This window comes from Bradyrhizobium sp. MI1.3 (genome assembly GCF_055811695.1).
Window position 1 is genome coordinate 26,307 of sequence record NZ_JBVVPQ010000035.1, and the last position, 13,162, is coordinate 39,468.

A 13,162-nucleotide genomic window follows, 5' to 3' on the forward strand; every position below is an offset into this window, starting at 1 on the left:
GTGTCTAAATCAGCCTCCCGCGCCCGCCTGTTCGAGATCATCCGCCGGCGCTCCTTCGGCCGCGGCGAGGTGACGCTCGCGTCGGGCCGCAAGAGCGACTTCTACTTCAACCTCAAGCCGACCATGTTGGACCCGGAGGGCGCGACCCTGCTGGCCGAGCTGACCTATGAGGCGCTGAAGGACGACAATCTCGATTTCATCGGCGGGCTCGAGATGGGCGCGGTGCCGCTGGCCGGCGCGCTGGCGCAGATTTCCTGGATCAAGGGCCATCCGATCGCGGCGTTCTTCGTGCGCAAGAAGCCGAAGGAGCACGGCGCCAAGCTCGCGATCGAGGGGCTGCCCAGGGGCGAGACGCTGGAGGGCAAGCGCGTCGTGATAGTCGAGGATGTCACCACCACCGGCGGCTCGGCGATGAAGGCAGTGGAAGCGGTGCGCGAGACCGGCGCCGAGGTGGTGCTGGTGCTGACCATGGTCGACCGCGAGGAAGGCGCCGACGACACTTTTGGCGCGGCCGGGCTGCCATTCCGCTCGCTGTACAAGGCGTCGGAGTTCTTGAAGGCTTGAGCGGCTAGACTTTCTCCGCCGTCGTACCCGGGCATCCACGTCTTTGCCGCACCAGAGATCGTGGATGGCCGGGACAAGCCCGGCCATGACGAGGTCCACCCCGTCCGGCGACACCGCTCCCCCTCAACCGCTCATTTACCATCCCGCTCTATGGTGAATCATGTGCTGGGCCTGATGGTCCCGGCCGGTTCGGTAGCGTCGGGTGGAGTAAGCGTTTGCGTACAGTCATGTCCCATGCGCGCCGGCGGCGTCGCGCGATGCTCGTCGCCGCGACACTGGCAGCACCGCTGCTCGCGGCTCCGGCGCCGGTTTCGGCCGAAGGCCTGTTCGAATTCTTCTTCGGCGGAATGCAGCAGCAGCAGCGGCCGCAGCGTGAGGTGCCGCAGCAGGCGAGCTCCTACGCCGATCCCTTCACTGGCCAGCAGAATGCCGCATCCCCGCAATACGTGCCGCCGACACGTTCGGCCGCAGCCGGCGGCTCGGGACCGGCGTTCTGCGTGCGCAGCTGCGACGGCAAATATTTTCCGCTGATGCGCGGTCTCACCTCGCCCGCGCAGATGTGTCAGGCCTTCTGTCCTGCCAGCACCACAAAGATCTATTTCGGCTCCTCGATCGACGGCGCGGCGTCGCAGACCGGCGAGCGCTACGCCGATAGCGAGAACGCGTTCGCCTATCGCAAGGCGCTGCGCGCCGACTGCACCTGCAACGGCCGCGAGCCGGTCGGACTTGCTCCGGTCGATCTGGCGCTGGATTCGTCGCTAAAACCCGGCGACGTGATCGCCACCAGCGACGGCCTCGTCGCCTATACCGGCATTCGCGTCGGCAACGACCAGGCCGCGGACTTCACGCCGGTCGCCTCCTATCCCGGTCTCACCGCGCAGGTCCGCGCACGGCTCGGCGAGATGAAGGTGGCGCCGGTGCGCGCCGACACGGTGGCGGCGGATGGCCCCGCCACGGAGATCGTGCGCGAGACGCTGCCCGACGTGACGGTGCCGAAAACGCAAAAGCCAGCGAAGCGGGCGGGGCTGGACTGAAATCCTCATGGTGAGGAGCGCGGAACGCGCGTCTCGAGCCATGAAGGCCCGGCTGCTACGGCTCGGCCTTCATCCTTCGAGACGCTTGCTGCGCAAGCTCCTCAGGATGAGGGTTGAGACCGTCAACGTCCGATGATCACGCCGATCACGTTCGGCGCCGCCAGATATTTCTCCTCGATCGCCGCGCGCGCGGCGGCGCGGTTGTCTGCCGTGAGCAGGCCGCGCTTCTCGGCCAGGATCATCCAGCAAAACCCCCACCAGTCGGTGAGCATGCCCTGATCGTCGACGAGGTCATAACCCTGCTCGGCGGCGAAGATGCGCGCTTGCGCTTCGTCCAGCGTGTCGAGGAACAGATGGTCCTCGGCAGAAAACAGATCGTCGCTGACGTCGTCGATGGTGTAGCCCCAGATCGACTGGCACACCGCATTGAACTCGCGGTCGAACTGGTCGTCATCGACCGCGTAGCGCCGCGCCGCCTGATGCAGCCGCGACAGCGAGCGCGCGAAATCGGCGATCCTGGTGAGGGCAAACTGGTCGAAGGCAATGGTGGACATGTAGTCCTCGCGAAGTCTGGCGGACGCTAGATATTGTGTCGGCAACGCGCCGAATCACAATGATATATCAAAGACTTGCTAAAGTGTTCTTAATTTGTTCTGACGCTAGGCGCGATTGTTGGAGAGCGTCGTCCTGGCGAAAGCCAGGACCCATTACCCGGTCAGCGTTGCCCTTGCGAGCTGAGGCCATGAGCGCAAGCAGCTACTACGTCTACATCTTGGCGAGCCGCCACCACGGCACGATCTACCGGCGTGACCAATGACATCCGCGCGCGGCTTGAGCTACATCGTTCGGGTCGCGGCTCGAAGTTCGTGCACAAATACAAGATATTCGGCCTCGTTCATGTCGAAGCCTTCGCAACTCCGCAGGAGGCGATCGCGCGCGAGAAGCAGCTCAAATTCTGGAAGCGGGATTGGAAGATCAAACTGATCGAAGAAGAAAATCCCGATTGGAATGACCGGTCGGGCCTCATCTCACAGTCGGGGTAATGGGTCCTGGCTTTCGCCAGGACGACGCCAATTTTGTCGCGAGGCCCTCCTCAATTCGCCGCCGACATCAGCTTATCCCCGCACGCGCTCGCATAAAACTTGCCGCCGCATTGGCGCTTGATGGCGGCGCAGCGGGCGGCGGGGGATGCGTTTTGCGGGAGTGTGACGGCGCAGCTCAGGCCGTCGACGCTGCGGCCGATCTTGCCGGCGGCGAAGGCGGCGCTGGAGGCGGTGATGCAGACGACGAGAAAGATGGCCGCTGCGATTTCGATCAGCCGTCGCGTCACAGGTCTCATCAGAGCTTTCATGGATGTCTCCTCCACACTGATGGCTGAATTGGCCGCCATTCTAGCACCAAATCCACGTTTCCCCGTATGCGTCCGGGTTCCCAAATCGGCCCGTTCCTTGCATAATTTTACGCCAGCGCAGTGCACGGTCGCACCAGCAATGGTTCCGGTACAGAGGCAAGATGCGTAGGGTCAGTAGTGTTCTCGCGACCAGGAAGTGACGACTTTGCAAGATTCATCGTTCCAGCCCAATTTTCCCGCCGCCAACCAGCCCATCGACGAGCTCGCGCTGGCTGAGATCAAGGGCGCGATTCTGGCGAAGCTGCGCCTTGCCATCGGCAAGGATGCGGGCATGGCGACCAAGCACGACTGGTACCAGGCCGCCGCGCTGGCGCTGCGCGACCGCATCGTGCATCGCTGGCTCACGGCCGAGAAGCACAGCTACGATGCGGGACGCAAGCGCGTCTACTATCTCTCGCTCGAATTCCTGATCGGCCGCCTCTTCAGCGACGCGCTGAACAATATGGGGCTGCTGAAGATCTTCGAGGTCGCGCTCGGCGATCTCGGCGTCTCCTTGCCTGAGCTGCGCAAATGCGAGCCGGACGCGGCGCTCGGCAACGGCGGCCTGGGCCGTCTCGCCGCCTGCTTCATGGAAAGCATGGCGACGCTGTCGATCCCCGCGATCGGCTACGGCATCCGTTATGATTACGGCCTGTTCCGCCAGATCATCAATCAGGGCTGGCAGCAGGAATACCCGGACGAATGGCTCGGCTTCGGCAACCCCTGGGAATTGCAGCGGCCCGAAGTGATCTATGACATTCGCTTCGGCGGCGGTGTCGAGCACGTCGAAGACAAGGGCCGGGATCGCGCGATCTGGCATCCGTCCGAGACCGTGCAGGCGATGGCCTATGACACGCCGATCGTCGGCTGGCGCGGCCAGCACGTCAACGCGCTGCGGCTGTGGTCGGCACGTTCGCCCGATCCGTTGAAGCTCGACGCCTTCAACACCGGCGACTATGTCAGCGCCAGCGCCGAGCAGTCGCGCGCGGAAGCCATTTGTAAATTCCTCTATCCGAACGACGAGAGCCCGGCGGGCCGCGAGCTGCGCCTGCGCCAGGAATATTTCTTCGTCTCGGCTTCGCTGCAGGACCTAATCAAGCGGCATCTTGCGTCGGACGGCCAACTCCGCAGCCTGTCGAGCAAGGTCGCGGTGCAGCTCAACGACACCCATCCGAGCCTCGCCGTCACCGAGCTGATGCGGATCCTGATCGACGACCACAATTTCCGTTGGGACGAGGCCTGGAAGATCACGGTCGCCACGCTGTCCTACACCAACCACACGCTGCTGCCCGAAGCGCTGGAGACCTGGCCGGTCGAGCTGTTCGAACGGCTGTTGCCGCGGCATCTCGAGATCATCTACCGCATCAACGTGCAGCATCTCGCGCTCGCAGAGGCGCGCGCCCCCGGCGACATCGACTTCCGCGCCTCGGTCTCGCTGATCGACGAGAGGAGCGGGCGGCGCGTGCGCATGGGCCAGCTCGCCTTCGTCGGCTCGCACCGCATCAACGGCGTCTCCGCGATGCATTCAGACCTGATGCGCGAGACCGTGTTCCACGACCTCAACCATCTCTATCCCGGTCGCATCACCAACAAGACCAACGGCATCACCTTCCGCCGCTGGCTGATGCTGGCGAACCCGAAGCTGACCGATCTGTTGCGCGAGACCTGCGGCGATGCCGTGCTCGACGATCCGACGCAGCTCAGCCTGATCGAGGCCCGCGCCAGCGACGTCGAATTCCAGAAGAAGTTCCGCGCCGTCAAACATCACAACAAGACCGCGCTGGCGCGCCTGATCGGCGAGCGGCTCGGCATCAAGGTCGATCCGACCGCGCTGTTCGACGTGCAGATCAAGCGCATCCACGAATACAAGCGCCAGCTCCTGAACGTCATCGAGACCGTCGCGCTGTACCAGGCGATCAAGGACGATCCCAACGGCAATTGGGTGCCGCGGGTGAAGATCTTTGCGGGCAAGGCTGCGGCGAGCTACCGTTACGCCAAGCTGATCATCAAGCTGATCAACGACGTTGCGGAAGCCGTCAACAACGATCCCGCGATCGGCGGCAAGCTCAAGGTCGTCTTCCTGCCCGACTACAATGTCAGCCTTGCCGAGGTGATCATTCCCGCCGCCGACCTGTCCGAGCAGATCTCGACGGCCGGCATGGAAGCCTCCGGCACCGGCAACATGAAGCTGTCGCTGAACGGCGCCCTCACCATCGGCACGCTCGACGGCGCCAACATCGAGATCCGCGACCATGTCGGCGCGGAGAACATCGCGATCTTCGGCATGGAAGCCGGCGACGTCATGATCCGGCGCAAGCAGGGGCTGGACGCTTCCGACGTGATCCGCAATTCGCCAAAGCTCCAGCGCGCCATCAACGCGATCGGCGCCGGCGAGTTCTCGCCCGGCGATCCCGGCCGCTTCGAATCGATCGCGCACGCGCTGCGTTATCTCGACCATTACATGGTCAGCGCGGACTTCGATTCCTATTACGAGGCGCAGCGCAGCGTCGATGCGCGTTGGCAGGTGGCGCCGGCCTGGACCCGCGCCTCGATCCTCAACGTCGCGCGCATGGCATGGTTCTCCTCCGACCGCACCATCCGCGAATACGCCGAGGAGATCTGGAACGTGCCGGTGAATCCGACCACACCGCTGCTGCCGACCCTGCGCGACGTCGCGGGCTGATTTTCCGCTGCGTGAAATCGGTTACCCGCGAGGTAATTGCACAAGCCGGCGGCGGACGTGATATGACGTCCGTCATTGAACGCCGGATCAAACGATGCACGCCAAGCTCCCGCACCCTTTCGACGACGCCACCCGCGTCACCGCCGGTGACTCGAGCTGGCAGGGACACACCAGCGACGACTATTGGGCCTTTGTCGGCCCGTTCGGCGGCGCCACTGCTGCGACCATTTTGCGTGCGCTGATCGAGCATCCGGAACGTGCCGGCGATCCGCTGGCGCTCACCGTGAATTACTGCGCGCCGATCGCGAAGGGACCGTTCGATCTCGACGTGCGGCTGGTGAAGGCCAACCGCTCCAGCCAGCACTGGAGCGTCGAACTGTCGCAAGGCGGCAGCGAGGTCGCAACGCTCGCCACCGCCGTATTCGCCGAACGCCGGCCGTCCTGGGAGCACAGGGTGGCGCAATATCCCGATGCAAAGCCGTTCGAACAGACGATGCCGTTCCCGAAGATCGCGGCGTCCTGGGCCAACCAGTATGAATTCCGCTTCGTCGAGGGCGAGATGCGGATCGGCCCGCCGCGGGCCGAGCTCGCCAGCACTTACTCAAAGCTCTGGATCAGTGATCGCGAGCCGCGCAAGCTCGACATGCCGTCGCTGATGTCGATGTCGGACGCCTTCTTCGGCCGCATCTTCCATGCGCGGCGCGAGCTGGTGCCGTTCGGCACGGTGTCGCTGACGACGTATTTCCACACCGACAGCGAAGAGCTCGCGGCCGAGGACATCACCCGCGTGCTGGCGACCGCAGATTCCAAGATCATGCACAAGAGCTACGCCGACCAGAACGCCGAGCTGTGGTCGCCGAACGGAAGGTTGCTCGCGACGAGCACGCAGATCGCGTATTTCAAGGCGTAGCTGCTTCCCCTCTCCCCCTGCGGGAGAGGGTGGCTCGTCGCGCAGCGGCGAGACGGGTGAGGGGTTCTCTCCGCGAGCGCTTCTCTTGCGGTTGAACGCGCGGAGAGAACCCCTCATCCGGCGCTTCGCGCCACCTTCTCCCGCAAGGGGAGAAGGAAAGATAAAAAAGGGCGGCCTCGCGGCCGCCCTTTCGATTTCAAGCGCGGCGATCTTACTCCGCCGCGAGCTTCACGTCCGGTGCAGCGGCGCGGACTTCGGCGTCGACCTGGGCTTCGAACTTGGCAAAATTCTTCTGGAACATCCCGACCAGCGCGCGGGCGGTCTTGTCGAACTCGTCCTTGTCCTTCCAGGTGTTGACCGGATTGAGGATCTCGCTCGGCACACCCGGCAGCGCGGTCGGGACCGCGAAGCCGAAATATTTGTCGGTGCGGAATTGGACGTTGCGAAGCGAGCCGTCGAGCGCAGCGGTGAGCAGCGCGCGCGTCACCTTGATCGGCATGCGCGAGCCGGTGCCGTATTTGCCGCCGGTCCACCCCGTGTTGACCAACCAGCAGTCGACATTGTGCTGGGCGATCAGGTCGCGCAGCATGTTGCCGTAGACGCTGGGGTCGAGCGGCAGGAAGGGCGAACCGAAGCAGGTCGAGAATTCCGGCTGCGGCTCATTGCCGAGACCGCGCTCGGTGCCCGCGACCTTCGCCGTGTAGCCCGACAGGAAGTGATACATCGCCTGCGCCGGCGAGAGCTTGGCGATCGGCGGCAGCACGCCGAAGGCGTCGGCGGCGAGCATCACCACGTTCTTCGGCTGCGGCGCGCGACCGGTGCGCGAGGCGTTCGGGATGAATTCGAGCGGATAGGCCGAGCGCGTGTTCTCGGTCTTTGAGCCGTCGTCGAAATCGACCACGCGGGTGTCTTCGTCGAGCACGCAGTTCTCGAGCACTGCGCCGAAGCGGGTCGAGGCGGCGTAGATCTCGGGCTCGGCTTCCTGCGACAGCTTGATGCACTTGGCATAGCAGCCGCCTTCGAAATTGAAGACGCCGTTCGGGCCCCAGCCGTGCTCGTCATCGCCGATCAGCGTGCGGTTCGGATCGGCTGACAGCGTGGTCTTGCCGGTGCCGGACAGGCCGAAGAAGATCGCGGCGTCGCCTTTGGCGCCGACATTGGCCGAGCAATGCATCGGCATCACGCCGCGCTCTGGCAAATAGTAGTTCAGCGTGGTGAAGACCGACTTCTTCATCTCGCCGGCGTAATAAGACCCGCCGATCAGCACGATCTTGCGGGCGAAATCGATCGCGACGACGTTCTCCGACTTGCAGCCATGGCGCTTCGGATCGGCGCGGAAGCTCGGCATGTCGATGATGGTGAGTTCTGGCATGAAGCTCGACAACTCGACCGCCTCGGGACGGATCAGCAGCGTGCGGATGAACAGCGAGTGCCAGGCGAGCTCGGTGAAGACGCGGGTCCTGATGCGATAAGCCGGATCGGCGCCGCCATAGAGGTCCTGCGCGAACAGCGACTTGCCTTCGGCGTGCTTGAGGAAGTCCTGGTAGAGCGTCTCGAACTGCTCTGCGGTGATCGACTGGTTGCCGGCCCACCACATCTTCTTGTCGGTGGTGGCATCACGCACCGTGAATTTGTCCTTGGGGCTGCGGCCGGTGAACTCGCCTGTGTCGGCGCAGAGAGCGCCATCGGCCGACAGCACCGCCTCGCCCGCGGAGAGCGAGTATTGATAGAGTTGCGGCGCACCGAGGTTCCAGTGAACCTGCTTGAGATTCTTTAAGCCGAATTTGTCGGCGCCGAAGGCACCGTTGCGCACGCCCGTCTCTTGCACGAAAAATCCTCCTAGAACCCACTCAGCGCGATCATGCTTGGCGCCGCCGCGGTCACCGTGATTACAGGCCGTTCGGCCTCGGTTGGAACGACCTAATACTGATGAACGCAGGCGTTGCCAAGCTGATCCCTTAGGATTTGGTTTATTCAAGGACCGCGCCAAACGTCGCGCATGTCAGCTCTGAGCAGGTGCGTCAAAAAATCGACAATGATCGCGCAACCAAATGCGCGCTTCGGCGTTTCCCAAGGTTGTTGCGACGCACAATTCCGAAGACAGTCGCAGCGAAAATTCCAAGCCCACCCTATCTTACCGCGCCTTCGCCGATGAGCGCGAAGGGCCCCCACATCGCAGGATAGGCGTTGCGCGGTGACGAGGTGTCGTCAACGTAGGTTAACATCGCGCGGCGCAAGGCTTCGGCACGCCCCATTTTTGGTTCGTTTTTGAGCAGCTCGAAAGTCATCGTGGTCAGGCGGGTGGCAGCTTCCGAATCCACGGCCCAATGCGAGACCAGGAGTGCGCGCGCACCGGCGTAGAAGAACGAGCGCGCCAGTCCCGACAGAGCCTCGGCGCCCGGCTTGTCGCCTGCAATGGTATTGCAGGCCGACAGCACAACCCAATCCGCATTGAGCTTGAGCTGAGCGACTTCACTTGCAGTGAGGAGACCGTCGTCGAGCTCTGTCGGCTGATCGGGAATGGAGAGCGCGAGCGAGGGCTCACCCAGTCCCTTGATGTCGCCGGCAACGAGGCCGTGGGTGGCAAAGTAGATGATGCCGTATTGAGCAAGCGCTGCACGCTTGAGCGTCGTCTCGCTGGCGTCGCGGCCGAGATGAATATCGGCCTCGGCAGCGCCGACATCCCTGGCCACCGCGTTCAACTCGTCGGCGGTGTCGGGCAGTTGCGGCAACGCCTGCGCAAGCCGCGCGCGATCGACGCCGGCACCGCGCCAGAAATCGCTATAGGCAATGGTCGCGATGCTGCGCGCGGCGACCTTGCCGTTCGCGGCGCGCCGCTCGGCGGGCGCTTCCAGTGCAGGATTGAACACGGGATCGCCGAAGCCGGTCATCGGCTTCACGCTTTGGTCCCGACGCGCAAAGGCCCGCAACGATTTCAGACTGACCACCGACGGCAGCACCGAGACGGCCTGACGCCGCAGCAGCCAGGCAGCGCTGCGATAGCCTTCGAGCGTGTCGGGGATCGCAGCCTGCGGCTTCTCGGTGACGAGCAGATGAAACGGTAATGCGGTCAGCGCAGCCGACGGCACCACCAGCAGGCTGCGCTTGTCCTTTGTCAACGCCTCGACCGGACCGAGCAGCGCGACATGGAGTTCGTTGGCGAGCGCGAGATCGAACAATCCGGATTTGCCGGAGGCATCGCGCGCCTTGCCGACGTCGAGTCCCTTGCGGAATGCCGTCACCTTCTGCGTCAGCGCATCCGCGCCGAGTGGGATGGCCATCCAGTCGACGCCCTCGCGCGTGATCGCGATGACATAGCTCTGCTTGTCGACGACGGAGTAGAGCACCATCGCTTCGTCGGCTGATAGCAGCAGCTGGATGTCCTTTGCCGTCAACGGCTGGGGATTGGAGAGCGACGCGTAGTCGGGAAACTCGACCGCGAGCGTCTTCTGCAAGCCCGCACGCTCGTTGGCAATCGTTGCAATCCGCGCGCGGCTGCGCTGCTCGGTTGCGAGATCGCGCTGCGCGGATTGCTTCGACACTGCGGTGACGATCGCCTTGTCGAGTGCCTCGGATTCAGCCGCAAGATCCTGGTCCCGGCGAACCAGCTCGGCGAGCCGGTCGCTGCCGGCGGCAAGCCGAACCGCGAGCTTGTTCACGGCGGATGCGGCGGAGGATTGTGTGCCGCGCTGGATCGCGGCGAGGGCCTCGTCCAGCGCCTTGTCGCCGGGCAGCAGATCTTGTTGGCGTGCGGCAAACAGGACCGGCAACACGACGCGCAACTGGGCGCGATCGCCCCGAAGCGTCCTTTCCGCGAACGGCAATGCGTCCGCGGTGCGCCCGGCCACGTAGAGGAAATAAGCGAGATTGCTGGTCGAGGTCATGACCTCGGGATGATCAGGCCCAAGCGCGCGTTCGCGGATGAGCAGCGCGCGGCGATAGAGCGGCTCGGCGTCGCCGTAGCGCTGCTGGTGCTCGTAGAGGCCTGCGAGATTGTTCAGCGAGCGGGCGACGTCGGGATGATCCGGTCCCAGCACCTTCTCGCGGATCGCGAGCGAGCGCTTGATCGGCGCTTCCGCGTCGGCATCGCGGTTGAGATCGCGATAGACCTGGCCGAGATTGTTCAGGACCGTCGCCACCGCCGGATGCTCGGGGCCGCCGGCCTTCTGATAGATCGCGAGCGCCCGCTGAAACAACGGTTCGGCGTCTGCATAGTGCTGCTGCTTCACATAGAGCGTGGCGAGATTATTGAGCGACTGCCCGACATCGGGATGCTCGCGCGACAGCCCCTTCTCGCGAACGGCGAGCGCTCGCCTGAACAGCGGCTCGGCCTCGGCGTAGCGGCTCTGCCGCTGGTAAAGCGCGGCGAGATTGCTCAGTTCGGCTCCAATCAACGGGGTTTCGAGACCGAGCGACTTTTCCATCAGCATGATGGCGCGCTTGTAGAGCGGCTCCGCCAGATCGTCGTGGCCCTGACCGGCATGAACCTGGCCGAGGTTGTTCAGCGCGGCGGCGAGGTCGCGACCGGTGTCGCTCTTCTCCAGGCTCGCGACCATGCCTTGCGCCAGCGGCAGTGCTTCCGAATATCTGCCGGCGCTCATGAGTGCGTTGATCCGCTCGCCCTCCGCGGCGAGACCTTTCTGAGCAAGGCTTGTCTGGGCAAGGCTGGGCGTGACAAACGATGCGGTGATCGCGAGCGTCAAACCCGCAACCAGCGTCAGTCTATTCCATTCTGCCATGACGCTCTCGCCGCCGCCTTCTGACCAATTATGGTCTTGGGTCGCGGCGATGGGCAGCAGCGTTCAATCTTTTGCGCTCTGGTCCATCCTGGTGCGCGCTTCGCCGGCGAGGCGAACCAGCATCTTGCGCAGCAAGGTGCCATCAGTAACCCGCTCCGGGAAGTCCAGCCGCAAGGCGGTCTGGCCGTCCTGCATGTCGAGGCCCTCCGGATCGCAGCCGGTGCAGCGCCAGTCGCCCGCGGCAGCGCCCAGCAGTTTTGTTGCATAGAGGCCCATGGCCTCGCGGTGGTCGGCATTCATGTGCTCGACCGCGCCCTGCTCCGCCGCCAGCAAGTCCTCGGCCCCCGTGAGGTCCGTCAGGAATTGCTCCGGCTTGAGATCGACGATCCGGCCGAAGCCGGCGACCAGATGGGTTCCCGTAGGTCGGATCCGAAAGAAAGAAAAATCCTTAAACGAAACAAAGGCTTCCGCTGAGGGATGAGCATTGAGATACCGTCGCCGGAGCAGATCCTTGTCCGCATCGGCCGGCTCGGCATGGCCGGACAGCATGATTCGGGCACCTTCCAGCGGATCGCCCGCCGCCCGCTCATCGAGCATCAGGGACACCCGGCTGTCGGCCAGGATGTTCCTGGTGTGCACGGCCAATCCCGAGATCAGCAGGATCGGGGAGCCATCCGGATGGCTCGCCAGATTGACCAGGGAACAATAGGGATCGCCGCTGCCGGCCATCAATGTCGCCAGGGCCCCCTGCCGTGACCGCCGCAGCAGCGATTTGGCGAGCTTTCCGGGGTCGAAATCGGAGGTCGGTTGCATCGGCTTTCTCGGGTCAGGTGGTTGCATGGAGGGCCTTTTTTCGGGTAAACCGGGGCCCGGATATGGGTCGAGATGCGGCGAATCTGCCGTGTTTCGTGGAACTTGGTCACACTTCAGCCTAGCTTGCATTGCTCGGTGACAAGGTTCGAATGCCAACATCGGCACCCATGTATGCGGCGCATCAGTGGATTGCTCGCCGTTTTCAAGCCACGACCCAAACGGAAAGCAGAAAGCAGAGGCTCATGCCCACAATCGCTTTGGTCGACGACGACCGCAACATTCTCACATCCGTCTCGATCGCGCTGGAGGCCGAAGGCTACCGCATCATGACCTATACCGACGGCGCCTCCGCGCTCGACGGTTTCCGCACCACCCAGCCCGATCTTGCCATCCTCGACATCAAGATGCCGCGCATGGACGGCATGGAGACGTTGCGCCGGCTGCGGCAGAAATCCGATCTCCCGGTGATCTTCCTGACCTCCAAGGACGAAGAGATCGACGAGCTGTTCGGCCTCAAGATGGGCGCCGACGACTTCATCCGCAAACCGTTCTCGCAGCGCCTGCTGGTCGAGCGCGTCAAGGCGGTGCTGCGCCGCTCGGCGCCGAAGGATCCGACCGTCACGCCGAAGGAGAACGACGCCAAGGCGCTCGACCGCGGCCTGCTGCGCATGGATCCCGAACGGCACACCTGCACCTGGAAGAACGAGCCGGTGACGCTGACCGTCACCGAATTCCTGATCCTGCAGGCGCTCGCGACCCGGCCCGGCGTGGTGAAGAGCCGCAACGCGCTGATGGACGCCGCCTATGACGACCAGGTCTATGTCGACGACCGCACCATCGACAGCCACATCAAGCGGCTGCGCAAGAAGTTCAAGGTCGTCGACAACGAGTTCGAGATGATCGAGACGCTCTACGGCGTCGGCTACCGCTTCAAGGAAGCCTGAGGCGCGCGCGCCTCCACGAAAGACCGAGAGCATCGCCGGTTCTGATTCCATCGGGACCGGGATGGCTCTAGGATGCGGGGACCTT

General features: G+C 63.9%; 10 protein-coding genes and 1 pseudogene. 6 read left to right on the plus strand and 5 right to left on the minus strand.

Annotated elements, in window-relative coordinates; genetic code table 11:
• Both pyrE and AC0L3A_RS24160 read left to right on the plus strand, forming a co-directional pair.
• Positions 1-564, plus strand: a complete 564-nt coding sequence (pyrE, locus tag AC0L3A_RS24155; RefSeq protein ID WP_007597730.1) for an orotate phosphoribosyltransferase — start codon at positions 1-3, stop codon at positions 562-564.
• Between the two features lie 257 nt (positions 565-821).
• Entirely contained in the window at positions 822-1,598 is a 777-nt protein-coding gene (locus AC0L3A_RS24160; protein WP_473255351.1) for a DUF2865 domain-containing protein, read from the plus strand.
• A 122-nt stretch (positions 1,599-1,720) separates the two neighbouring features.
• On the opposite strand, the gene AC0L3A_RS24165 is transcribed toward AC0L3A_RS24160, so the two are convergent.
• Complete coding sequence (locus AC0L3A_RS24165) at positions 1,721-2,152, minus strand: hypothetical protein (RefSeq protein WP_007597734.1); 432 nt, start codon at positions 2,150-2,152, stop codon at positions 1,721-1,723.
• Positions 2,153-2,340: 188 nt separating this feature from the next.
• On the opposite strand from AC0L3A_RS24165, the pseudogene AC0L3A_RS24170 reads away from it, so the two are divergent.
• Positions 2,341-2,641, plus strand: a pseudogene (locus tag AC0L3A_RS24170) (GIY-YIG nuclease family protein).
• 50 nt (positions 2,642-2,691) lie between these two features.
• On the opposite strand, the gene AC0L3A_RS24175 reads toward AC0L3A_RS24170, so the two are convergent.
• Positions 2,692-2,949, minus strand: coding sequence for a hypothetical protein (locus tag AC0L3A_RS24175; RefSeq protein WP_354200376.1), 258 nt, complete (start codon positions 2,947-2,949; stop codon positions 2,692-2,694).
• A gap of 205 nt (positions 2,950-3,154) precedes the next feature.
• Here AC0L3A_RS24175 and AC0L3A_RS24180 point away from each other — a divergent pair, with 205 nt between their 5' ends.
• Together AC0L3A_RS24180 and AC0L3A_RS24185 are read left to right on the plus strand one after the other, a co-directional pair.
• Positions 3,155-5,671 carry a glycogen/starch/alpha-glucan phosphorylase gene (locus AC0L3A_RS24180; RefSeq protein WP_007597739.1) on the plus strand — a complete coding sequence of 839 codons (2,517 nt, stop codon included), beginning with the start codon at positions 3,155-3,157 and terminating at the stop codon, positions 5,669-5,671.
• 94 nt (positions 5,672-5,765) lie between these two features.
• The gene (locus tag AC0L3A_RS24185; RefSeq protein ID WP_007597740.1) at positions 5,766-6,581 is read left to right on the plus strand and encodes an acyl-CoA thioesterase; all 816 of its coding nucleotides are present in this window, start codon (positions 5,766-5,768) and stop codon (positions 6,579-6,581) included.
• A gap of 211 nt (positions 6,582-6,792) precedes the next feature.
• Here the strand turns inward: AC0L3A_RS24185 and AC0L3A_RS24190 are convergent, their stop codons facing one another.
• From AC0L3A_RS24190 to AC0L3A_RS24200, 3 genes are all read right to left on the minus strand, one after another.
• Complete coding sequence (locus AC0L3A_RS24190; protein ID WP_354200021.1) at positions 6,793-8,409, minus strand: phosphoenolpyruvate carboxykinase; 1,617 nt, start codon at positions 8,407-8,409, stop codon at positions 6,793-6,795.
• 301 nt (positions 8,410-8,710) lie between these two features.
• Complete coding sequence (locus AC0L3A_RS24195) at positions 8,711-11,320, minus strand: CHAT domain-containing protein (RefSeq protein ID WP_354200022.1); 2,610 nt, start codon at positions 11,318-11,320, stop codon at positions 8,711-8,713.
• Positions 11,321-11,383: 63 nt separating this feature from the next.
• Positions 11,384-12,133 carry a HugZ family pyridoxamine 5'-phosphate oxidase gene (locus AC0L3A_RS24200; RefSeq protein WP_354200023.1) on the minus strand — a complete coding sequence of 250 codons (750 nt, stop codon included), beginning with the start codon at positions 12,131-12,133 and terminating at the stop codon, positions 11,384-11,386.
• Positions 12,134-12,375: 242 nt separating this feature from the next.
• Here AC0L3A_RS24200 and AC0L3A_RS24205 point away from each other — a divergent pair, with 242 nt between their 5' ends.
• Positions 12,376-13,077: a response regulator transcription factor gene (locus AC0L3A_RS24205; protein ID WP_007597749.1), complete on the plus strand. Its 702-nt coding sequence runs from the start codon at positions 12,376-12,378 to the stop codon at positions 13,075-13,077.
• Positions 13,078-13,162 lie beyond the last annotated feature (85 nt).